This is a genomic window from Candidatus Competibacter denitrificans Run_A_D11, from assembly GCF_001051235.1.
Classification (GTDB): Bacteria; Pseudomonadota; Gammaproteobacteria; order Competibacterales; family Competibacteraceae; genus Competibacter_A; species Competibacter_A denitrificans.
This window is the reverse complement of record NZ_CBTJ020000033.1, coordinates 36,062-58,641: the sequence shown is the minus strand read 5'-3', so window position 1 is coordinate 58,641 and position 22,580 is coordinate 36,062. Positions and strand designations below refer to the sequence as shown.

The following is a 22,580-nucleotide window of genomic DNA, read 5'->3' as shown; positions in this document are numbered from 1 at the left end:
GCGGTCGTCCGCTGGGGATCAGGGCACTACGCGGGTGCGAGCCGTCGATCAAGGGCCTTCGTTTTGAAACGCGGTAGCAACCGTCTATCGGGTAGAAAACTGCTGAACGCTTCGATTTGGGGCGTCTCCGGGCTATCATCCTGCCTTGTGCTAACACCTTTATGAACTTTATCGCCCACTTAACCCAGGGAGTGACCGTATGGCCGGTAGCAGCCTTTTGGCCTTAATCGACGATATTGCCACCGTGCTGGATGATGTGGCGCTGATGACCAAGGTGGCGGCCAAAAAGACCGCTGGGGTCTTGGGTGACGATCTGGCGCTGAACGCCGAGCAAGTTTCAGGGGTACGCGCGGAACGGGAACTGCCGGTGGTCTGGGCGGTCGCTAAAGGGTCGATGAAAAACAAGCTGATCCTCGTGCCAGCGGCGCTCCTGATCAGTGCCGTGGCCCCTTGGGCGGTTACCCCGCTGCTGATGGTGGGCGGCGCTTTTTTATGCTTTGAAGGGTTTGAAAAGTTGGCCCACAAATTTTTCGCCGACCACCACCAAGAGGAAGCGGCCCACGTTGCGACCGTACAGGCGATCAGCGATCCCAATGTCGATATGGAAGCCTTCGAGCGGGAAAAAATTCGCGGTGCGATCCGCACCGATTTCATTTTATCTGCGGAAATTATCGTCATCGCACTGGGCACTGTGCAAAATGCGGCGTTCCTTACCCAGGTCGCGGTCATTATCGGCATCGCGATCTTAATGACTGTTGGCGTGTACGGCGTGGTGGCCGGTATCGTGAAGTTAGATGATGCCGGATTGCATCTGGTGAAGGAGAGCGCAGCGACGGCTTGGGGCGGCTTCAAGCGAGCCTTGGGTCGCGGGATTTTATGGTTTGCGCCTTACCTGATGAAATCGCTATCGGTGATCGGTACAGCGGCCATGTTTTTGGTGGGTGGCGGAATTCTAGTGCATGGTCTGCCCCACGCGCACGAGGTGGTGCATGGTGCTACCGAGTTGGCGCACGGCGTATCGGGTATCGGCGGGGTGTTGGCGGCTATGACCCCATCCCTGGTGAATATTGTGGTAGGAATCCTCGCGGGCGGTCTGGTCTTGCTGGCGGTCAAGGCGGTGGGAACGGTGTGGCCCAAAACCAAAACTGCCGCCTGATCGGTTTGTTGAATCGCAGGCCAATTTTGGCACAAGTCCGCGCCGCTTCCTGATCATGTCCCGCTTATCGGCAGGGCTGTTTTTCATTGCGTTGGCGTTGGCTAGCGCGTTCAGTAGCGATGCGGCGACGCCACCGGTCAGCTCAACGCCGGCCCTTGTCACTCTTGAGCAAGTACGCTCTAAGCTCGATACCCTCGCTACTCTGCGTGATTTGCCAGAGAGCGAGCGCACACAGGCCAAGGAACTCTACCAGCAGGCTATCAGCCAGTTAGAGGCGGCCAAAACCTATGCTGACACCGCAGAAAATTACCAACGGCAATTGCAGGCCGCGCCCGCACAGACCGCCCGCCTACAAGAAGGCTCGCTTGATAAGCCTTTGCCGGCACTTCAACCGACGCTATCCACGGATGATTTAACCAAGCGCCTGACGCAAGCCCAAGTCGATCTGGGCGATGCCCGAAAGCGCTTTAATGAGCTGGATCAGCAGTTAGCCACCCAGCAGGCCCGCCCCAAGAGCATCACCGTCGAGTTGAACGATTACAAAGAGCGGGCCGCCGACCTTGAAGCCAAATTGCAGGCGGTGAGTTTGCCTGCTACCACCCCCCTCTTGGCGGACGCACGGCGCTTGGCATTGGTCAGCCAGCGGCAGGCGTTGGTGCAAGAGATGGTCATGCTAGAACAGGAACAGCTCAGCTACGACGTTCGTCTGGCCTTGCTGAATGCCCAGCGCGCCGCCGCTACGCAAGAGATCGCCCGTACCCAAGCGCAAATCCAGCAATTGCAAACCATGCTGAATGAGCGGCGCCGCAGTGAGACGGCCGCTGTAGTGCAGCAAACCACCCAAGCGACGGAGGATGCCGCCGCCAAACCGGCCGCGATCCGGGACGCTGCGCAAGAAAATGCCGCGATCAGCCAGAAACTAAAAGAGGTCGTCCAGCACGGCAATGAGATCAGCGACCGCCAGGCTCAATTTGACCGACGCTTAGCAGACTTGACCGAGCGGGTCGGTGGAATCAAACAACAACTGGGCATCGCCGGGTTCAGTGACGCTATCGGGCCGGTGCTCTTGCAAGAGCGGCGCAATTTGCCAGACGTGCGCCAATACCTGCGCAATGCCAGCGAGCGCCAACAACAGATCGTTCAAGCTCGGCTTGATCAATATCAAGCGACAGAGCGATTACGCCGCGTGCGTTCGGTGGAAGAAGAACTCAAGCAACTGACGGCTAGTGCGGAGACCGGCTGGTCGGATGCACAACGGGATGCGATCCAGGTCGAGTTACGCACTTTGCTGGCTGATCGCCAACAGTTGCTGGAAAAGCTGGCGGCGGGTTATGCCAACCTGATCAGCCAACTGGTGGCAGCGGACGATAGCCAACGCAAGCTGAGTGATCAGGCTGGCCAATACGGGGCGTTACTCGACCGCTATCTGCTGTGGGTGCGGAGCAGTTCGCCGCTGAACATAGAATGGCTTCAGGGACTGGGGCGGGCCTTGGAATGGTCGTTAACGCCAACGCACTGGTGGGAGGCAGGAAAAAATGCCCTGCAAAGTGCGCAAAATCAGCCTCTGCCGCTTGCACTCGCGGCCCTGGCCTTGCTGGGCTTTTTTTACTACCGCCGGCGCTTCATCCTACTTTTGGCAACGGGTGTCGATGCCATCGGCGATGTCCGCAACGATAGTTTCTGGCTAACGATCCGCGCGTTGGGGGTTACCGGATTATTGGCGCTGCCTTGGCCGTGGTTATTAGCTTGGCTGGGCTGGCTGTCACGAGGTAACGCTGAAACGGATTTCGCGCGGGGATTAAGTCAAGGGTTGATCGCCGGTGCCTTCGTTACCCTGACCTGCACCTTTCTGCGCCAGCTCTGCCGCCCTCAAGGGGTCGCCATTGCGCATTTCGGCTGGAATGAATCGGGTTGTCGGTTCCTGCGCCGTCATCTGGGCTGGTTCCTATGGATTGGGCCACCGAGCGTGATCATCACTGCACTCTGTGATGCGCAGCCTGAGGCATTGTATGGCGATACTTTGGGTCGGGCCGCTTTTTGTATTGGCACGCTGGCGTTGGCGGCGCTACTGTGGCGGGTCTTACATCCTGGCCGGCGTCTGCTAGCGGAGCTGATGGCGCGGCGCGCGGGTGTGGCCTGGCGGCTGCGCCATCTCTGGTATCCGTTGATCGTGGGCCAATATTTGCTCATGGTGGGGCAGGCCCTGGCTGGCTACTATTACACGGCCTTCCAATTACGGGAGCGGCTGGCATTGACGGCTTGGCTGCTGCTCGGTGCCTTGTTGCTGGTTAACCTGCTGTTGCGCTGGTTGAATGTGAGCCAGCGGCGCTTGGCGTTTCAGCGGGCACTCAGCAAGCGCGAGGCGCAACTGACAGCCCGCGCCAAGGAGACCGCCGCACCTTCTGGGGAAGCAGCGCCAGAGGTGTTGGAGATTCCTGCGGTGGATTTGACCAGTGTCGGCGAACAGACCCGCGGGCTGATCAATTTACTGGTGTTCGTGGGCCTCGGTTTTGGTCTTTGGCAAATTTGGGCGGACCTGATTCCGGCGTTTTCCATCCTGAACGAGATCACCCTTTGGCATCAGACGCTCCAGACCGCCGGCGGTGCGCAGATTGCGGATATTACTTTGGGCAATATCCTGGTTGCCGTTGCGCTGCTTCTGCTGATGGGCTTTTGCGCCCGCAACCTGCCGGGCGTATTGGAATTGGTGGTGCTGGAGCGGCTTGCGGTCGATTCCGGTACCCGCAACGCGATTATCACCATCAGTCGTTATCTGATTGTCGCTGTCGGCCTCGCAGCCGCCTTGGATATCGTTGGGATTGGTTGGGGGCAGGTGCAGTGGTTGGTGGCTGCGCTGGGTGTCGGTCTGGGCTTTGGTTTACAAGAGATTTTTGCCAATTTCGTGTCGGGATTGATTTTGCTGTTGGAGCGGCCGATTCGGGTGGGTGATACGGTGACGCTGGGCGATCAGAGCGGTACGGTCGCCCGCATCCATATTCGGGCGACCACCTTGGTCGATTGGGACCGCAAGGAAATCATCGTTCCCAACAAGACCTTCATTACCCATGCGCTGATCAACTGGACTCGGAACGACTCCATCACCCGCGTGGTGGTTCCGGTCGGCGTGGCTTACGACAGTGACCCGATACAGGTCCACGACCTGTTGTTGAAGCTAGCGGCTACCCATCCCTTGGTGCTCAACGAGCCTGCGCCGGCCGTGCTGTTTTTGAAATTTGGCGAAAGCGCATTGGAATTTGAGGTGCGGGTGTTTGTGCGGGAACTCGCCAATCGGTTAGCGCTGACTCACGATCTGCATAACCGGATCATCGCGGTATTACGGGAGCATCACATCGAAATTCCCTTCCCGCAGCGGGAGGTGCATCTGCACGGTTGGCCGAGCCGGAGTCGTGCCACGGAACCGCCAGCGGCTGAACCACAACCCCTGTCTGTGCCTATGCAGTTGGATCAGCCGTAATCTTTGGCTAATGCCGATGCCGAGAAAATACGATTTTGTCAACCAGCGCCATCAACAGTGCTGAAACCACGAAAGCGATATGAACCACCATCAGCCAGAAAAGCTCTTCGGTGTCGCCGGTCTTAAAGTTCATGAACGCTTTGAGCAAATGAATCGAGGAAATAGCGACGATGGACACCGCCAGTTTGATTTTGAGCGTCGCGGCATCCATTTTGCCCAGCCAGGATGGTTTTTGTTGCCCTTCGACTAAATTCAGGGTTGACACAAAAGTTTCGTAACTGCTCAGAATGACCATCACTAGCAGATTGGCGATCAGCGCCAGGTCGATCAGTGCCAAGCCGGCCAAGACGATTTCCGTCTCCGTCATGATGAATACCTGCGCGAACAGGTGAGCGGTTTCTTGCACCGCCTTAATGCCGAATAAAATCAGGATGGCGGCTAGCGACAGGTAAATCGGTACCAACAGCCAACGGCTGGCGAAAATCAATTGTTGGAGAATGCGCTCGATCATGCTCTTAACTCTTGATAGAAATGATGCGCCGTGGGGCTGACGCATGAAAATAGCAAGGTTTGGGGTCTCTCAAACTCGGTTTCGCTAGGCAACGCAACCAACGAGGGGCCGAAATAATGGCCGCTCACTCGCCAGACTGCAACAGTGAGCCGCGCTCTCTGGCTTTATGGAGAGCGGCCAGAAACAGACTGGCGCCGAGACTGAGATAAACGGCGTTCAACGCGAGCGCGTACAGCAGGAAATCTAGCCGGAACCGATGCTCCAACAGGACCGTTCGCATTCCCTCGAAGACATGGCTGGCGGGCAAGGCCCAGGATAACGGTTGCAGCCAGTCCGGCAGGGTGGCGACAGGGTAGTAGATACCGCACAACGGCGCGATGGCGAAGATGGCGGCCCAGGCGATACTTTCGGCGCCCATTCCATAACGCAGCACCAAGGCGGATACCATCAAGCCGATAGCCCACCCCAGCATCAGTAAATTCACAAAAAAGCCCAACAGCGGTGGGCCAAGCTGAAACAGATTGAAACCGTAGAAGGGCATGGCCAGCAGTACGGCGACCCCGACGCCAAGCAGAGTACGCGCCAGGCTGACCAGCATCAGGGCTAAGATCAATTCAATGGGTTGTAGCGGGCTGATGAACAATTGCCCCAGATTGCGTGAATGCAGCTCTTCAAAGAACACCACCGACACGCCAAGTTGGCTGCGAAACAGGATATCCCACAGCAAGACCCCCGACAGCAGTAAACCGCTCGCCTGATAGAGCACATCGCTGTGACCGGCCAGATACCGGGTGATGAAGCCCCACAGCACCATCTGGACGGTGGGCCAGTACGCCAGCTCGATCACGCGAATCCAGGACCCGCGCAGCAAGTACAGATAACGCAAGACCAACGCACCGATCCGCTGCGGGGAAAGCGCCGTCATTCCCGCACCTCGCCGTTGCGGATGCCGCGTGCGATGTCCAGAAACACTTCCTCCATGTCCTTGCGGCCGTAGCGGTGGATCAGCTCACGCGGGGTGCCGGTGGCGACGATGTGGCCAGCGCGCAGCATGATGACCTGATCGCAGAGCCGTTCGACTTCACTCATGTTGTGAGAAGCGAGCAATAAAGTCGCACCGCTGCGGTCCCGATAATCGGTCAGCGTGGAGCGCATCCGGTCAGCGGTGTCGGGATCAAGCGAGGCGGTCGGCTCGTCGAGCAACAAAATATCTGGCTCGTTCAGCAACGCCTTGGCCAACACGACACGGGTTTTCTGCCCGGCGGACAAACTCCCGTAAGGCCGTTTGAAAAAACCGTCGATATCCAACTCCCGGCCCAATGTTGCCAGCCGCTCGTGGATGCGGCGCACGCCGTACAAGCGTGCGTAAACGGTCAGGTTTTCCCATACCGTCAGCCGCTGCGGCAAATCCATGTATGGCGAGGAGAAATTCATGCGCGGCAATACACGGTAACGATGGCGCGGAATGTCCTCGCCGAGAATCCTGATCTGACCGCTGGTGGGGAGTAGCAATCCCAGCAGCATGGCGATGGTCGTGGTCTTACCGGCGCCGTTACCGCCCAGCAGCGCGCAGGTGGCGCCACGGGCGACGGTGAAACTGATACCGTCCACCGCCCGTACCGGGCCGTAATGCTTGCACAAATCATCCACCTGGATGACGGGTGGCGTGCTCACTGTGGCCGTTCCAGCGGTTCGAGCGCGATCAGCCAGCCATCTTTTTCAGCGACCGTGATCCGTTGCAGGGATTGCCGGGCGCAGGGGCCGGCAATGCAGTAGCCGTCGTCGATGCGGAACTGCGCACCGTGAATGCCGCATTGAATCAGAGTGCCGGTGTAATCGAGAAATTGGTCCGGTTCCCATTCCATCGGTGCGCCGGTGTGTGGGCAACGGTTGCGGTAGGCATAAATCTCCTTGCGGGTGCGCACCACCACGATATCGGCATAATGGGCACCGGCTTTGGCGGCGAAACCTCTGCTTTCGCCTTCGGCCAGCGCGCTCATTGGGCAGAGCGGGTATTCGGCCATACGAAGGTTATCCAGCCGCGCGGGCCAGTCGCGGCAGATCACCTGCCAGACCCATCGCCTGCCGGGCAATCCGGTTTTTCAGCGGTCCTGCCGCGTCGGTCAGATTCAATCCGATAGTGCGGATCAGGGCAACTGGTGGCAGGGACGTGCCGAATAGCCGCTTAAAGCCGTCCATGACGGCCAGCATCAGCAAATTGTCCCCCTTACGCCAGCGTTCGTAGCGGCGCAGCGTTTTCCAGGAGGCGAAGTCTTGGCCGCTGGCGGTTGCGTCAACGATGACTTCGGCCAGCGTTGCTGCATCCAGTAAGCCCAGATTGACGCCCTGGCCCGCCAGCGGGTGCACCACATGGGCCGCGTCGCCGATCAAGGCAAGACCGGGTTTGACATAATGTTGGCTATGCTGCAACCGTAGCGGAAACGCACCCCGCGCCCCGATTGCGACAATGGCCCCTAAGCGCCAGCCGAACGCTTCCCCCAGCGCCGCTCTGAACGCCTGTTCGTCCATCGCCAACAGCGCATCGGCCTGTTGGGGACTGGTGGACCAGACGATGGAGCAACGGCCATCATGCAGCGGCAGAAAGGCCAACGGCCCGGTCGGCAGAAAACGCTGCCAGGCGGTTTCCTGATGCGGCTCGGCGGTGGCCACGTTGGCGACTACGGCTTTTTGCCCATAGTCCCAGCCAGCGGTGGCGATCTCCGCCAGGCGGCGCACCATGGATTGCGCACCGTCTGCGCCGACCAGCAAGCGCGTGGTCAATTCACGGCCATCGTTGAGCCGCACGCACCAGTGGTGATCGGCGACTCGTTGCGCGCTTTCCAGAACGACCGGACAGAGCAATTCCACAGCAGACAGTTGGCCGACCCGTTCCAGCAAAGCGAATTGAATGACTCGATTTTCGATAATCCAGCCCAACAGCGGTTCACCGATATCAGCGCTATCGAAATGGATTTGGCCGGAGCCGGTCGCATCCCATACCCGCATCTCGCGGAATGGGCTGACCCGCCAGGCCACCATAGCGTCCCAAACGCCGACCGCTGCAAAGATGCGCTGCGAGGCACGACTGATGGCCGATACCCGGATGTCCGCCTCGGCATCAGGGCGCACTCGCGCCAGCGGCATCCCTTCCAGCAACGCGATGCGTAAATCGGTATCACCCAGCGCACAAGCCAGTGCCGAGCCGACCATGCCACCGCCGGCGATGACCAGATCGTAATCGATGTTGCTATCGTTCATGGCAGTGTCAGCGTCTTTAGCGAGTTTGGCGATTGATGGGGTATGGCTTAGGCGGTCAGCGGTAGACCGCGCGCCAGTTTCGGCAGGCGGCCAGCCAATCCCATGCTATGCCGGGTGATTAATCGCTTGATCGGCGGATAAAAATCGAAAGCTAGCAAACCCAAATTACGGGCGAGCCGCACCGGCGGCAGCGGATTGACGAACAAGCGGGTCAAGGCGTCGGTGAAAGCAATGGTTTGGCGCTGATCCCAGCGACGCCAGTCGGCGTAACGGTCCAGTACCGTTAGAGCACCGATATCTTGCTCGGCGCGGCGGGCATCGGCGATGACCTCAGCCAACGCCGCCACATCACGGATACCGAGGTTAAATCCCTGGCCGGCGATGGGGTGCAAGGTATGGGCGGCATTGCCGATGATCGCAACCCGTTCACGGGCGTGCTCGCGGGCTTTTAGCAGGAACAGCGGATAAGCCTGCCGCCGGCCGATGCGGGAAAAATGGCCGAGGCGGTCACCGAAACGCCGGGTCAACAGCGCGCCAAAGCCTGCATCATCCAACGCCAGCACCTCCGGCACTGCGGGGTCATTGATGGTGCAGACCACTGCGCACCGCTGCTCGCTCATCGGGAGAAGCGCAACCGGACCATCCTCGGTAAAGCGCTCGTAGGCGACCTGTTGGTGGGGGAGGGCGGGGGTGACATTGGCAATGACCGCTTGCTGGCCGTATTCCCAGCGCAATGCGCTGATGCCGAGTTGCTCCCGTATCGGTGAGCGGGCGCCGTCGGCAGCTACCACCAGCCGCGCGCGTAATTCGCGTGTGTGTCCATCGGGCAAGCCAACCGTGGCGCACGCCGCATCCGGTTCGATGGCGATTTGATCCAGATGAGCCGGGCATAACAGATCCAGTCCGGGCAAAGTTGGCAATTTCGCCAGTACCGCCGCGCCGATCAAGCGCGCCTCGACCACATAGCCCAGGGCATCCACGCCTTCATCCCGGCAATCGAGATGGGCAAAACCAGCGCCGCCGCGCTCGGAGATATGGATTTGGTGGATCGGTGTCGCGGTTGCCGCCAGCGAATCCCACAGGCCCAAGGTTTGAAAAATTCGCTTGGTACCTTGGGCAAGGGCCAGGGTGCGGTCGTCGTAGCTGGGGTGAGCGCTAGCGGCCAACGGAGCGGCTTCTACCAGGGCGATACGCAAGCTTAGACCAGCGAGCGCGCACCCCAAACTGGCGCCGACCATGCCACCGCCGACGATCAATACATCGTAATCGGTATGGCTCATAAGCGGGAAGCAGAGGTAGGTTGAGTGGGGATCGGGGTACGGCGTTTTTTGGGTTTGCCTTGGCCCGCTGTCGGCGCCGTCGCTGATTCCCGCATCAACGCTTCAATATCATCGATCTCTTTCGGTGCAGTCTCGGTCAGGATCTCGTGGCCGTCGGCCGTGACCAGCACGTCATCTTCGATACGGATGCCGATTCGCCACCAACGCTCATCCAGCTCGGTTTCCAGGTGGATGCCAAGTTGTGCCCAGTGGGCGTCCATGATCTTGCCGCCGGCTGGGATATACAGGCCCGGTTCGATGGTCGTCACCATGCCGGGTTCAAACACCCGCCAGTCTTCACCGGTCTTGTAATCACCGACATCATGGACATCCATGCCCAGCCAATGACCGGTTCGGTGCATATAAAACGGTTTGTGCTGCTCAGCGGCGATGAGCGCCGTCACATCACCATGCAGCAGGCCCAGTGCCACCAATCCTTCAGTCAGTACCCGCACCGCAGCATCATGCGGTTCGTTGAAATGACAGCCGGGCCGAACTTTGTCGATAGCCGCTTGCTGAGAAGCGAGCACTAATTCGTAGAGTGCGCGTTGCTCACCAGAAAAGTGGCCATTGACCGGAAAACTGCGGGTGATGTCGGATGCATAGCCATCCAATTCGGCGCCCGCATCGATCAACACGATGTCACCATCATGCAGCGGGGCGTTGTTCTCCGTGTAGTGGAGGATGCAACTGTTATCGCCACCGCCAACGATGGACGGATACGACCACCCTGCACCGTTGGCGATGAAGGTGTGCAGGATTTCGGCCTCAAGCTGGTATTCCATCATTCCCGGCCGGCAAACCTGCATCGCGCGACTGTGAGCTTGCGCGGCGATCCGGGCCGATTCGCGCATGACGGCGATTTCTTCTGGGGCCTTGCAGAGGCGCATCGCGTGCAGCAAGTGTTCCAAAGCAACGAACGTGGCGGGCGCACGCACGCCGGCGCGGGCTTTACCGCGCACCTGGGTAAGCCAGGTGATAACACGGCGGTCGAATTCCGGGTTATAGCCGATGGCGTAGAAGATCCGCTCGCGGTTCTCCAGCAAGGGTGGTAACAGGGTGTCGATAGCGTCGATGGGATGGGCGTGGTCTGCCCCGTAACGGGCTATCGCGCCCGCCGGTCCAGCACGGCGCCCATGCCAGATTTCCATTTGTGGATCGCGTTCGCGGCAGAACAACAGAAATTCCTGGGCATTGCCCGGCGCCAGCACCGCGATGGCTTCAGGTTCCGGGAAACCGGTCAGATAATAGAAATCACTATCCTGGCGATAAGGGTAGTGTACGTCGCGATTGCGCGGGGCCGACGGTGCGGCGGGCAACAAGGCGACTGAGCCGGGTCCCATCCGCTCCATCAGCGTTTGACGGCGGTGAGCGAAAACGGTGGGCGGTATCGCGCGGGAATACATCGATCAGCCTTCTGGGTCAGGGTGGGCGCGAGCGGTGAGCTGCGGTCGGACGGTTTAGATCAAGCTGAAGCAACAGCAGACCGACTCGCAGGTATTCGACCACTTCCGTATAAGCAGTTTCATCGGCGTCGGTCGCTTCAGCGCGGTCGAAGCCGGCTTGGGCGATGCCGGTGGCGTCATGCAGAAATTCTTGGCTCTCTGGGGATAGCCCAGCCCAGCGCACGATGTCGCTTACGCCGAGGCCATACAGCAAGCCCTGACTCCACTTACCGAGGGCTTCGGTGCGCTGGCGCAAGGGAGTATCGTCATCGGGCAACAGCGGCGTTGCTGCGCAATCGGGATCATCCAGTTGTGTGCGACCGTATTCGAAAAATTTGCCAAGTACATCGCGCGCGGTTTCTGGCAATGCTTCATCGTCGAGCAGCTCTGCGGCGTGCGCCAGCCACGTATCAACGGTCAGGGTGCGGTCGGCGCAGAGTAGCCCACACAGCAAACCATGCAGTTCGGCCGGGTCCAGAGGATCGAGCAGGGTGCTCAGACGTTCGAACAGGGGTGGATTGAGGCTAGACATGAGAGATTTCAGGAGCGCATGATACGGGCACGGCTAATCCTAACATTGTGCGAGTAACCCGCCTAGCAAGCTCGAAAATTGACCTGATCAGAAAAGCCACTCTATAGTACTCCCATGGAAATCGAACATTTTTACGAAAATGCGTTGTCGGCCGAAACCGATCCGCTGGAGAGCGCCCCGGAAACCGCCGCGAGTGGCTTGGCCATTCTCGCCGAGCGGGTTGAACGGTTAATGGGGTTTTGTGAGCAACTCTTGCAAGAGAATCGTTCCCTGGATGAGCGAAACCGCACATTGCAAGCTGAGTGTGATCAGTTGCGCGAAAAAAATGAACAATCGCGTTCCCGGATCGAGGCCATGATCGTTCGTCTCAAGAATTTGGAGCAAGCATCGTGAGCCAGGGGACTATCGGGGTAACTGTGCATCTGCTTGGGGGCGAATATCGCTTTGCGTGTACGCCGGCCGAACATGAGGATCTGCTGGAGGCGGGCCGGTATCTGGACGAGAAAATGCGTGAGGTCCGGGATCGCAGCAGCAAGCTTTTGAGCCTGGATGCGGTGGCGGTGATGGCGGCGATGAATCTCAGCCACGAGCTGCTGCGGCAACAGCGACAATTGACCGAGACCGACGCAGTTGTTAATCATTATGTCGAGGATATGGCACAAAAAATTGATGCGATTCTTAGCAAATCTGTACCGGATGGGTTATAATCTGAGTCAAATAGTGTTTTAGGTTTGGCGCTCTCTGGGGTGTACGAGTAAAGGGTCGGGTAACCCCTTGATCCTATTTAATTCTACCCAGGGTGATAGTCGTCGGCGTTGTGTGCATGTCCGCCTTGTAGCGGGAAGCCTGATTCGCCGCTCTGTTCCCCGCTTTGAGCCCGCGCGGTTCAAGGGCAATGGCCCAAAACGGCATCAGCGGAGAGCGCCTTCTTGATGTTGATTGTGTGTCTTGGCGACTGCGGTCGCCTTTATTTTTTGAGGCTTCCCTTTCGTGCCGCTTGAGCGCCGCAACTTGCGCGAACGATTGCGTGCCAGCAGACGCGCGATGCTCGCTGATGAGTGCTGGCAAGCGGCTCTCTCGGTGGCGGCGCGAGTCCCTGATGATCTAGTCTATGCTGAAGCGTGTCATATCGCGGGTTATTGGGCCTGCCAGGGAGAGCTTGATCCGCGACCATTGCTCGAACGGGCGTGGGCGACCAACAAGCAAGTCTACTTGCCGGTCATCGTCAACGATCCGGTGGGAACGCTACACTTTGCACCCTATCGGCCCGATTCGCCCTTACGTCCCAACCGATTTAACATTCCTGAACCCGCCATCTCCCCAGATGAGTGGTTGTCGCCTGAGCAACTGGATTTGGTTTTGGTGCCGCTGGTGGCTTTCGACAGCACAGGAACTCGTCTCGGTATGGGTGGCGGATTCTACGACCGTAGTTTTGCTTTCTTGGCTAATCCAGCGTATCAGGGTCAGCGGCCCTATTTGTTGGGTTTGGGTTACGAGTTCCAGAAAAGCCCTGAGTTGTTAATCCGTGAACACTGGGATGTGCCTTTGGATGCTGTAGTGACGGAAGCTGCTTTCTATGAATTTCGCTAAACCAGCCAGAGCGAAAGGGGATAAGCCGTGGCTTATTGGCTGCTGAAATCGGAAGTCACGGCGTTTAGTTTTGCCGATCTTGAAGCGTCACCCCAGCAGACCACGGCTTGGGAAGGGGTGCGCAACTATCAGGCTCGTAATTTTCTGCGCGATGCCCTGCGTCAGGGCGATCAAGCGTTTTTCTATCATTCCGGTATGCTAAAGCCGGCCATCGTTGGTATTGTCGAGGTGGTGCGGGAAGGCTACCCGGACGAAACCGCTTTTGATCCCGCCAGTCCTTACTATGACCCCACCAGCACCTGGCAACAACCCCGCTGGCACCGAGTCGATGTGCGGTTGGTGCGCCGTATGCGCCGACCCATCACCTTAACTGAGTTGAAACACCATCAGGCGGTGTTAGGCGATTTTGCCTTACTCCGCCGGGGTAACCGCCTGTCGGTCTTACCGGTAACCGAGGCTCAATGGGCCGTGGTGGTGGGGTTGGAAATTAGCTCAATGCCATGAAAGCGTTATTTAGCTCGGCCGCAAGTTGGATAGGGATCAGACTTTGGTCTTATCAAGTCGAATTAGACGGGCGCTGGTGGATACCTTGGAAATTTAAGTCCAAAACGTGTCTCAGCGGCCTGGATGAAAGGATTGATTAGATGGCTTTACGAAAAGTCAGATTGATCCGTTGTTCGCCCACCAGGGGGTGATATCCAGCTTTGAGCGACAGAATCCCATGATAGCGCAACCGCGCTGGCCCGCCCCAGACCACCACAGCGCCGTGCGTCAAGAGCACGCGAGCGGCTTTGTCGTTCCGCCGTAAACCACCGAATAGAAACACTGCCGGCAGGCCCAGTGAAACCGAGACGATAGGCTGAGTAAAATCTCGCTCATCCTTGTCTTGATGCAGCGACAGCCGGGCGCCAGGTGCGTAGCGGTTGATGAGACATGCATCCGGCTCGAAGTCTGGAAAACCGGCGCTCGCGGCCGCTGCGCGTGCCAGTTTCAGGTACGCCTCCGGCAAGGGAGGCCAAGGTTTACCGCTTTCCGGATCGGTCGCCGCGTAGCGGTAGCCGGTGCGATCCGACAGCCAGCCGCAGGAGCCACAGTTCGTCATGGCCACCGACATGCGAAAGCCGCCCGGCGTGATCATGTGCCGAAACGGCGCTTGCCGTGCGATATCGTGCAGGGTCGTGAGCAGCGTGGCCCCGGCCGCTGTGGCGAAGTTGTGCAACACGACCGCGCCGGGACACAGGGCCTCGCGCCATGGCTGGCCTGATTCCGCATCCTCAAACAGAGGCAAGGTCATGGCTGGCTCTATGCCGGTAGCCGCCGATTCATGAGTCGGCTTCCTTCGCCAATAGGGCGCGCTTGCGCTCCACACCCCAGCGGTAACCGGACAGACCGCCATCGTTGCGGATGACGCGATGGCACGGAATGGCGACCGCCAAACTATTCGCTGCACAGGCCCCAGCGACGGCCCGCGCTGTATTCGGAGCGCCAATTCGTTGGGCAATGTCGGTATAACTGGCTGTTGCTCCAACCGGAATCTCCCGTAGGGCTTGCCAAACGCGCTGTTGAAAGGCGGTGCCGCGCACATCGAGCGGCAAATCCAGGCCGATAGCCGGTTGTTCGATAAAGCCGATGACCTTGGCGACGCGCTGCTCAAAGGCGCTGTCGCCGCCGATCAGCGTGGCGCGGGGGAAGCGGTCTTGCAGGTCATAGGCTAGCCGTTCGGGATCATCGCCCAAGAAAATGGCGCACACGCCATGAGCGCTTTCGGCGACCAGGATCGACCCCAGCGAGCATTGCCCAATGGCAAAGCGAATGAGTATGTTGAGGCCACCTGCGCGGTATTTGGTCGGCGTCATGCCCAGAACCTCGTTGGATCGCTGGTAAAAACGGCTGCTGGAGTGGTAGCCCGCCTCGAAAACTGCGTCCGTTACCGTGTTGCTGTGACTAAGGGTGTGGCGCACCCATTGTGCGCGCCGCGCCGCTGCGTAGGCTTTTGGCGTCAGTCCAGTGATCGTCTTGAAAAGGCGATGAAAATGGTACGTGCTGATGCCGACACGCTTTGCTAGTTCTGCAATGCCCGGTGTGGTCTCCGATGCTTCGATGATCCGACAAGCTTCAGTGATCTTGATCGCGTGTTGTTCGAGCAAAGGCGGCTGATCTGGCTTACAACGCTGGCAAGGTCGGAAACCGGCTTGTTCGGCTTCTTCGCGTGTTGGGTGAAAACGGACATGTTCCGGTCGCGCTAAGCGGGCGGCGCATGAAGGGCGGCAGTACACGCCCGTGGTCTGGACCGAGTAGAAAAACCGGTCAGCCACCTTGGCGTCACGAGCGACCACGGCGGCCCACCGAGGATCGTTCTGCGTGGTGACGGCATGGTGTGAGTTTTTCACAGCGGCGTTCATCATGGGTTCCTTTCGACCAGCCATAAGATGGTTGGAACTTTAGCGACGTTTGCTTATCGGTTCACTCCGAATCTTGCTTTCAAATTCGACTGTTACAGATTAGCCGCGACTATCCAGAAACAGGCGATAAGCGGGATTATCGGTTTCGTCGGCGTAGGGATAGCCGAGTTTGTGGATGAACTGGTCGAATTGCCCCCGTTCTGCTGTCGATACTTGGATGCCGACCAGCACCCGGCCATGATCGGAGCCGTGATTGCGATAGTGGAAGAGACTGATATTCCAATCGTGCGCCATGCCAGTCAGGAATTGCAGCAACGCCCCTGGCCGTTCGGGAAACTCGAAGCGATACAACAATTCATCTCGCAAGCCGGGTGCATGACCGCCCACCATATAGCGGATGTGCAGTTTCGCCATCTCGTTATCGCTGAGATCCAGCACCGGATAGCTGTGTTCGCGCAGGGTTTCAATGATGCGGTTTTTTTCACCGTCCCCCTCGGTCAACTGGATGCCGGCGAAAACCTGCGCCTGGCGGGTGTCGGCGTAGCGATAATTAAATTCGGTGATCGAGCGTTTACCGATGGTTTGGCAGAAGCGGCGAAAACTACCCGGCTGTTCCGGGATGGTGACCGCCAGCAAGGCTTCCCGTCGCTCGCCCAGTTCGGCGCGTTCGGCGACATGGCGCAAGCGGTCGAAATTGATATTCGCGCCGCAATTGAGCGCAATCAAATTGGCGCCGGTGACGCCGGTGCGCTCGACATATTTTTTCAAGCCTGCGGCGCCGAGCGCGCCGGCGGGTTCAGCAATAGCGCGGGTGTCATCGAAAATATCCTTGATCGCGGCACAAATTTCGTCGGTGGACACAACAATCATTTCATCGACCCGTTCCCGCGCCAGTCGGAAGGTTTCCTCGCCTACCTGCCTGACCGCCACGCCGTCGGCGAAAATACCCACCTGATCGAGCACCACCCGCCGATCCTGTTTGAGGGCTTGGTACATCGAAGCGGCATCGTCTGGCTCCACCCCAATGATCTTGATTTCCGGCCGCAGATATTTGATGAAAGCGGCGATTCCAGCAATCAAACCGCCGCCGCCGACTGCAATAAAAATCGCTTCGATGTGGTCGGGGTGCTGACGCAGGATTTCCATACCGATAGTGCCTTGGCCGGCGATCACATCGGGGTCATCATAGGGATGGATGAAGGTCAAGCCTTTTTCGGCTTCCAACTGACGGGCGTGCTGATAGGCTTCGTCGTAATTATCGCCAAACAGCACAATTTTGCCGCCTCGGTCGCGCACCGCCTGGATCTTAATCGCTGGCGTGGTGCGCGGCATGACGATAGTCGCTTTGGCGCCGAGCCGCTGCGCGCTCAGGGCGACGCCTTGGGCGTGATTGCCGGCCGAGGCGCAAATAACGCCTTTTTCCAGCGCCGCGCGGGGTAGATTGGCCATTTTGTTATAGGCGCCGCGCAGCTTAAAGGAAAAGACCGGCTGCAAGTCTTCACGCTTGAGCAACACTCGGTTATTCAGACGCCGTGATAAACGACTCATCACCTCCAAAGGCGATTCGATGGCGACATCGTAAACCCGAGCGGTCAGGATCTTTTTGATATAGTCGTACATGAGGATGCTTACAAAGAGCAGGGGAGGAGAGTTGCATGTCCACAGATGACATGAAAAAACGCGCCGCTGAGGCTGCGCTCGCTTATGTCGAAGATAATACGGTTTTAGGCGTCGGCACCGGTTCAACCGCCAATTATTTTATTGACGCGCTGGCGCGAATCAAATCCCGACTAGACGGTGTGGTGTCCAGTTCGGAAGCGACCACCCAGCGCCTGAAAGCCGCTGGCATTCCGGTCTTAAATCTCAACGCGGTTGGCCCGTTGCCTCTTTACGTGGATGGCGCGGATGAGGCTAATGCGCGGTTGCAGCTCATCAAGGGGGGAGGCGGCGCGCTAACCCGTGAAAAGATCGTGGCGGCGGCTAGCGAATTATTCGTTTGTATTGCTGATGAATCCAAGCTGGTGGATACATTGGGTGGCTTCCCTCTGCCGGTCGAGGTCATACCGATGGCGCGCAGCCACGTCGGGCGCGAGTTGCACAAACGTGGGGGGCAGCCGGTATTTCGAGAGAATTTTGTTACTGACAACGGCAATATCATTTTAGACGTTTACAACTTGCACATTCTGGAGCCGGCCAAGCTAGAAGCGGAATTGAACAATATTGCAGGGATCGTTACGGTGGGTTTGTTTGCCTTACGCCCAGCGGATATCGTCTTGTTAGGCACGAAGAACGGCGTCCAAACCTTGCGATGTTGATGGCTAACGCAATAAAAAACGGGCACTGCGTTGCAGTGCCCGCCGCCCTTACGCCTGATGTCAGGCTTTTGTTATTTTAGAAATCCACTCTCGTCCCGATGGAGACCGCGTTTTGGTCGCCATAGAGCACCGAGTCGCTACTGCGACCGATGTATTCAACCCATAAACGGGTCCGCTTGCTGAAATCGTACTGATAGCCGATCAGATAATTGTCCATGGTTTCGTCGGAGCCTAGCACGTTCAGTCCAGTATCCATCCGGCCGTAGGCGGCCCGAATCGTGTTGTTGGCAAACCGATACTCGCCAGCGAGATAGATATTTTTTGCGTCGCTGTCACCAAAGCGAGCGGGCGTACCAGGCGAGAATCGGGCGGTACCGAGCAGCCCAAATTCGTTCAGAGTCCCTTGCTCATAGATGAGACCGATACTGAAAGGGTCAGCCGTGAAGCCAACGCTGGCAACCCACTGATCCAGGTCAAGATCGACGCTAATGCCGTTGCTGAGTGCAACCCTATCGTCACCATTGAGGCGGATATAGCTGACACCGGCGGAGAAGGGGCCACCGCTATATTTGGCGGCGATATTCCAAAGATCGATATCATTGGAACGGCCTTGTGTACTGTTACTACCGCCGTTGGCGACCAACATGGCTTCGATGCTAAGGCCGCCCATGTCGGGTGTGGTGTAGTAAATACTGTTTTCCAAACGAACCAGCGCGCCGTCACCGAGATCCCGATCTGCCCCGGTGTTGAGGCTAAAGCCATTGAATGAGCCGCCTAGAAAGGCAGTGCTGCCAAACGAGCGATCTGTGTTGAAGATGTCCGTGACACTCGCGATATGGTAATAAGGAGTTTCCTGAGTACCCACAGAGATCTGGCCAAAGCCACCTTTCAGACCGACAAACTTCGGCCGGTTGCTCTCTAAATTGCCACCCTCGGTCAGGTCAACGCCGAACTCGTACTGGTAGATGGCGCTCAAGCCACCTCCCAACTCTTCCGATCCCAAGACACCAAGTCGCGAGCTGTTGTTAAAGACATCCCAGCTACCATCACCGTTAAACAGCGAGTTGCTTTCATCGCTGTAATCCAGAGAGACACGCGCAGACCCATACAAGATCGTATCGGCTTGTGCGGCGAATGGGGCGGCGAGGGAGGCTGCAACAGCAAAAGCAACCAAGTGATTTTTCATGGGAAAGTCCTGGCTATTAAGAATTTAAAGCACGTTTAAGTAATACGCTTTCCGATCATTGGAAGGTATTTTTAAGTAATTCGAGATTATTTATAGAATAAATGAATCAAAAAAGCAACTGTTTATTTATAAAAAAACAACTTATTTGTTAGAAAGCAACGATCATCGCAAAAGACACACAAAAGAAAACGGACGCCCTAGGGCGTCCGTTTGGTATTGCTGACGAGGCTGTTAAGCCTTAGAAGTCGTGGCGAGTCCCGATTGAGATGGTCTGTGTGCTGCCGACCAGATCGTTATCAACTTCCTGACCGAGGTACTCGACCCAGACGCGGGTGCGCTTGCTGAGGTTATACTGATAACCCAATGCCCAGTTGCTGCGGTCGTCTTGGAGAAGAACGCCGGCAACACCATTGCTGACGACACCGATACGGTCATCTTCGGGGCTGGAATGCGTATACGCAGCGCGCAGCACATTGGGTCCGAAGGTATATTGGCCAGTCAAGATGAGGTTTTGGGTTTTGCCGAAGTTAAGGACGTTGAGATCGCCATTTTCATAAGCCAGCGAGACGGCAAACGGCCCGGTATTGAAGCCGACCGCGACGCCCCACTGATTGCCATCCCAAGTCGGCCGGGTGACGAAGTTATCAAAGGAGCTGCCTTCCAGGGACATATAGGACGCACCCAGGAAGAAGGGGCCATTCTTGTACGACAGGCCCAGATTCCACATATCCAGATCGTTGCTCAAGTTGCCGTTCAGCTTGTTGTCGGCACCGGTTTTGCACAAATCAGCCGGTGTGACCGGATCATTCGGTGAGCAGGAACCGTTCATCACCAGCATCACTTCAGCCTTGAAACCGCTCAGATTCGGGGTGGCATAAACGATGCTGTTGTCCATCCGCACGCCAAAGCTGTCGCCCAGATAGACGTCTTTGTCATAGAACTTGGAGCTGTTGAAAATATCGCCAACCGCGATGGCGTTATAGTACGGGGTCCATTGGGTACCGGCCGTAATCGAGCCGAAGCCACCTTTCAAGCCAACCCACTTGGGGCGATTACTCTGGAGGTTGCCGCCATCAGTCACATCAACACCGAACTCATACTGATAGATAGCGCTCAAGCCGCCACCTAATTCTTCTTCACCACGTACACCCAGGCGCGATGTGTTGTTGAAGACATCCCAGGCATTGAAGCCGCGCGTAAAGGGGACCAGTGCGCCATTGGGCTGCCGAGCGTTCAGATAGGTGGTATCGACATCATCATAATCAACAGAGACGCGGGCCGAACCATACAGCGTGGTATCAGCGTGCGCGGCAGTACCGAACCCAACCAGCGCAGCGGCCACAGCCACCACAAGAGCAGACTTTTTCATAAAATTAAACTCCTAGGTTTGTGTTGTAAATACACAACAAAAGGGCGTTCGAAATTCGCTAAAGAAATTTATACGCATTTTGAAGCACAAATGCAACTGAAATTTTCAAAAAAAACACAAAATTTAATTTATTGTTTCAATGATACAACAATTTGTTGCTTTTTTCTTTAAAGCCAAACCATAAAAAACCCACCTTCTATAAAAAGTAGGTGGGTTAGTGAGTGGCTGGGGGACTAGGATTCGAACCTAGGTTGACGGAGTCAGAGTCCGTAGTCCTGCCGCTAGACGATCCCCCAAGGAAAACGTTAGCGCTTAGAGTACTGCGTTGCGCGCCGAGCTTTGCGTAGACCGACTTTCTTACGCTCCACTTCACGAGCGTCGCGAGTGACGAAGCCCGCTTTGCGCAGCGGAGCGCGCAGACTCTCGTCGTATTCGATGAGCGCGCGCGTCAGGCCATGGCGAATAGCGCCCGCTTGACCTGTGATCCCACCACCTTTAACCGTCACGTAAACGTCAAACCGGTCATTCAGTTGAACGGTTTCCAACGCCTGATGGACCACCATGCAGGATGTTTCACGACCGAAATATTGCTCTAGGGGTCGTTGATTAACGGTAATCTTGCCGGTGCCCGGCCGCAAAAACACACGAGCGGCGGCAGTCTTGCGCCGACCCGTGCCGTAATGTTGGTTCTCAATCATGCGTTATGTACCTTCCGGCTACCGGTCATCATGAGCTTATCGGCAGCGGTAATGGCTGCTGGGCGGTATGTGGGTGTTCAGGGCCAGCGTAAACTTTCAGTTTACGAAACATGGCCCGACCCAGAGGATTCTTGGGCAACATGCCTTTTACGGCAATCTGCACAATGCGCTCGGGATTAGACTTGCGCAGCTTTTCCAAGGATACGGATTTGATGTTGCCCACATAACCGGTCGTGTGGTAGTAAACCTTATCGGTTTCCTTGCGGCCGGTCGCGCGCACTTTCGCGGCGTTGACCACGATGATGTAGTCGCCCGTATCGATATGGCGGGTATATTCAGGTTTATGTTTGCCTCGCAAACGGCGGGCAATTTCTGTCGACAGCCGACCCAGAACCTGATCCGAGGCGTCGATCACATACCAGTCGCGCTTGACCTCGGCTGGCTTGGCGCTGAAAGTTTTCATATTATTTAGAAGCTCCAAAAAAATCCATGTCCGCGTAGGGAGTCGCGCATTGTACGAAAGCACAACTCGCCTTACAAGACTTCGATAGCGGGTGAAGAGAAGAGTTGGAGTTGCGCCATGACTGATTTCGGCTCGGTCCAAACCTCGCCTCATCAGCCGGGTTCATTCGCGCTTCACCGTAGCCCCGCCGGACAGGCCGGCAGGTGGGTTTTGCCACTCCACGCGCATCAGTTTGGACGCTCCCCGTCCTACGACTTTCGTCACTCTGCCCGGCGGGTTTTACAGGTTCTTCCGGGTCTTCTTTACCTAACCGCATACCCTAACCCATTGAAGAGTATAGTGCGAATGCTGTCGCAACACCACATTCATGGCCGCCCGTCGGTGCGCTCTGGGTCGGCGGGCAACGTCTCCGTCGAACTGGCCCGCCGTAGGGCCACGACGCGACGCCTCAAGCTGGCGGGGTCGTCGTCCATCCCTGGAGTCCTTCAATGTCAATGGGCGTCTTAGCACCGGTGCAGACGCTTAAATCCGTAGCCGTTCCACCGTGCGTCCTGCAACCAGATGTTCCGTGATGATTTCATCCAGATCGGCATGATCGACATAGCTATACCAGGTTGCTTCGGGATAGACCACGAGCACCGGTCCCTCGCTGCAACGGTCCATACAACCGGCGGTGTTGATCCTTATTTTATGAGGAATAACCGATCCTAATTCTTTAACCCGCTGCTTGACGTAATCACGCGCTTCCTGAGCGCCATATTGCTGGCAACACTGTGAACCGTCAGCGCGCAAGTTGGTGCAAAAAAATACATGATAGTGATAATAGGACACTGGATTTTTCTCCAAGACATGAGTTTGTCG

23 protein-coding genes, 1 tRNA gene and 1 other RNA gene are annotated in these 22,580 nt (G+C 57.3%); 8 read left to right on the top strand and 17 right to left on the bottom strand.

What is annotated here, in order from left to right; genetic code table 11:
* Positions 1–199: 199 nt before the first annotated feature.
* Both BN873_RS07180 and BN873_RS07175 read left to right on the top strand, forming a co-directional pair.
* A complete protein-coding gene (locus tag BN873_RS07180) occupies positions 200–1,156 on the top strand; it encodes a DUF808 domain-containing protein (protein WP_048672242.1) in 957 nt (318 codons plus the stop codon).
* Between the two features lie 55 nt (positions 1,157–1,211).
* Positions 1,212–4,631, top strand: a complete 3,420-nt coding sequence (locus tag BN873_RS07175; protein ID WP_048672237.1) for a mechanosensitive ion channel domain-containing protein — start codon at positions 1,212–1,214, stop codon at positions 4,629–4,631.
* A 7-nt stretch (positions 4,632–4,638) separates the two neighbouring features.
* Here BN873_RS07175 and BN873_RS07170 read toward each other — a convergent pair whose 3' ends face one another.
* From BN873_RS07170 to BN873_RS07135, 8 genes are all read right to left on the bottom strand, one after another.
* Positions 4,639–5,139, bottom strand: a complete 501-nt coding sequence (locus tag BN873_RS07170) for a TIGR00645 family protein (RefSeq protein ID WP_048672355.1) — start codon at positions 5,137–5,139, stop codon at positions 4,639–4,641.
* Between the two features lie 127 nt (positions 5,140–5,266).
* Positions 5,267–6,067 (bottom strand): ABC transporter permease, encoded by an 801-nt coding sequence (locus BN873_RS07165; protein WP_048672233.1) that lies wholly within the window; start codon positions 6,065–6,067, stop codon positions 5,267–5,269.
* Positions 6,064–6,816, bottom strand: a complete 753-nt coding sequence (locus tag BN873_RS07160) for an ABC transporter ATP-binding protein (protein WP_048672231.1) — start codon at positions 6,814–6,816, stop codon at positions 6,064–6,066. The genes BN873_RS07165 and BN873_RS07160 overlap by 4 nt, the downstream gene beginning before the upstream one ends.
* Positions 6,813–7,166 (bottom strand): Rieske (2Fe-2S) protein, encoded by a 354-nt coding sequence (locus BN873_RS07155; RefSeq protein WP_048672228.1) that lies wholly within the window; start codon positions 7,164–7,166, stop codon positions 6,813–6,815. Before BN873_RS07155 ends, BN873_RS07160 begins: the two co-directional genes overlap by 4 nt.
* A gap of 7 nt (positions 7,167–7,173) precedes the next feature.
* A complete protein-coding gene (locus tag BN873_RS07150) occupies positions 7,174–8,400 on the bottom strand; it encodes a UbiH/UbiF/VisC/COQ6 family ubiquinone biosynthesis hydroxylase (protein ID WP_048672225.1) in 1,227 nt (408 codons plus the stop codon).
* 47 nt (positions 8,401–8,447) lie between these two features.
* A complete protein-coding gene (gene ubiH / locus BN873_RS07145) occupies positions 8,448–9,680 on the bottom strand; it encodes a 2-octaprenyl-6-methoxyphenyl hydroxylase (protein WP_048672222.1) in 1,233 nt (410 codons plus the stop codon).
* Positions 9,677–11,125 (bottom strand): Xaa-Pro aminopeptidase, encoded by a 1,449-nt coding sequence (pepP, locus tag BN873_RS07140; RefSeq protein WP_071244058.1) that lies wholly within the window; start codon positions 11,123–11,125, stop codon positions 9,677–9,679. The genes ubiH and pepP overlap by 4 nt, the downstream gene beginning before the upstream one ends.
* A gap of 16 nt (positions 11,126–11,141) precedes the next feature.
* On the bottom strand, positions 11,142–11,696 hold the full coding sequence (locus tag BN873_RS07135) for a UPF0149 family protein (protein ID WP_048672220.1): 555 nt from the start codon (positions 11,694–11,696) through the stop codon (positions 11,142–11,144).
* 114 nt (positions 11,697–11,810) lie between these two features.
* Between BN873_RS07135 and BN873_RS07130 the strand changes: the two genes are divergently transcribed.
* The 5 genes from BN873_RS07130 to BN873_RS07115 all read left to right on the top strand — a co-directional run bounded on the left by BN873_RS07130 (position 11,811) and on the right by BN873_RS07115 (position 13,790).
* Positions 11,811–12,089, top strand: coding sequence for a TIGR02449 family protein (locus BN873_RS07130; RefSeq protein ID WP_048672218.1), 279 nt, complete (start codon positions 11,811–11,813; stop codon positions 12,087–12,089).
* Positions 12,086–12,403 carry a cell division protein ZapA gene (locus BN873_RS18740; protein ID WP_053085262.1) on the top strand — a complete coding sequence of 106 codons (318 nt, stop codon included), beginning with the start codon at positions 12,086–12,088 and terminating at the stop codon, positions 12,401–12,403. The genes BN873_RS07130 and BN873_RS18740 overlap by 4 nt, the downstream gene beginning before the upstream one ends.
* 28 nt (positions 12,404–12,431) lie before the next feature.
* A non-coding RNA gene (gene ssrS / locus BN873_RS19060) (6S RNA) lies at positions 12,432–12,621 on the top strand.
* Between the two features lie 65 nt (positions 12,622–12,686).
* Positions 12,687–13,286, top strand: a complete 600-nt coding sequence (locus tag BN873_RS07120) for a 5-formyltetrahydrofolate cyclo-ligase (RefSeq protein WP_048672214.1) — start codon at positions 12,687–12,689, stop codon at positions 13,284–13,286.
* Positions 13,287–13,313: 27 nt separating this feature from the next.
* Positions 13,314–13,790, top strand: coding sequence for an EVE domain-containing protein (locus BN873_RS07115; protein ID WP_048672212.1), 477 nt, complete (start codon positions 13,314–13,316; stop codon positions 13,788–13,790).
* A gap of 136 nt (positions 13,791–13,926) precedes the next feature.
* Here BN873_RS07115 and alkB read toward each other — a convergent pair whose 3' ends face one another.
* The 3 genes from alkB to ilvA form a co-directional block, all read right to left on the bottom strand.
* Positions 13,927–14,580, bottom strand: coding sequence for a DNA oxidative demethylase AlkB (gene alkB, locus BN873_RS07110; protein WP_048672209.1), 654 nt, complete (start codon positions 14,578–14,580; stop codon positions 13,927–13,929).
* A gap of 28 nt (positions 14,581–14,608) precedes the next feature.
* Positions 14,609–15,688, bottom strand: a complete 1,080-nt coding sequence (gene ada, locus BN873_RS07105; protein ID WP_048672348.1) for a bifunctional DNA-binding transcriptional regulator/O6-methylguanine-DNA methyltransferase Ada — start codon at positions 15,686–15,688, stop codon at positions 14,609–14,611.
* A 99-nt stretch (positions 15,689–15,787) separates the two neighbouring features.
* Entirely contained in the window at positions 15,788–17,308 is a 1,521-nt protein-coding gene (gene ilvA, locus BN873_RS07100; protein ID WP_048672206.1) for a threonine ammonia-lyase, biosynthetic, read from the bottom strand.
* A 35-nt stretch (positions 17,309–17,343) separates the two neighbouring features.
* Between ilvA and rpiA the strand changes: the two genes are divergently transcribed.
* Positions 17,344–18,003, top strand: a complete 660-nt coding sequence (gene rpiA, locus BN873_RS07095; protein ID WP_048672205.1) for a ribose-5-phosphate isomerase RpiA — start codon at positions 17,344–17,346, stop codon at positions 18,001–18,003.
* Positions 18,004–18,079: 76 nt separating this feature from the next.
* Here rpiA and BN873_RS07090 read toward each other — a convergent pair whose 3' ends face one another.
* The 6 genes from BN873_RS07090 to BN873_RS07065 form a co-directional block, all read right to left on the bottom strand.
* Entirely contained in the window at positions 18,080–19,189 is a 1,110-nt protein-coding gene (locus tag BN873_RS07090) for a porin (RefSeq protein ID WP_048672203.1), read from the bottom strand.
* 238 nt (positions 19,190–19,427) lie between these two features.
* Positions 19,428–20,558: a porin gene (locus BN873_RS07085; protein WP_048672200.1), complete on the bottom strand. Its 1,131-nt coding sequence runs from the start codon at positions 20,556–20,558 to the stop codon at positions 19,428–19,430.
* A gap of 222 nt (positions 20,559–20,780) precedes the next feature.
* A tRNA-Gln gene (locus tag BN873_RS07080) sits at positions 20,781–20,854 on the bottom strand.
* Positions 20,855–20,863: 9 nt separating this feature from the next.
* Positions 20,864–21,256 (bottom strand): 30S ribosomal protein S9, encoded by a 393-nt coding sequence (gene rpsI, locus BN873_RS07075; protein ID WP_048672199.1) that lies wholly within the window; start codon positions 21,254–21,256, stop codon positions 20,864–20,866.
* A 28-nt stretch (positions 21,257–21,284) separates the two neighbouring features.
* Positions 21,285–21,719 carry a 50S ribosomal protein L13 gene (gene rplM, locus BN873_RS07070; RefSeq protein WP_048672197.1) on the bottom strand — a complete coding sequence of 145 codons (435 nt, stop codon included), beginning with the start codon at positions 21,717–21,719 and terminating at the stop codon, positions 21,285–21,287.
* A gap of 522 nt (positions 21,720–22,241) precedes the next feature.
* On the bottom strand, positions 22,242–22,550 hold the full coding sequence (locus BN873_RS07065) for a (2Fe-2S) ferredoxin domain-containing protein (protein WP_048672196.1): 309 nt from the start codon (positions 22,548–22,550) through the stop codon (positions 22,242–22,244).
* Positions 22,551–22,580 lie beyond the last annotated feature (30 nt).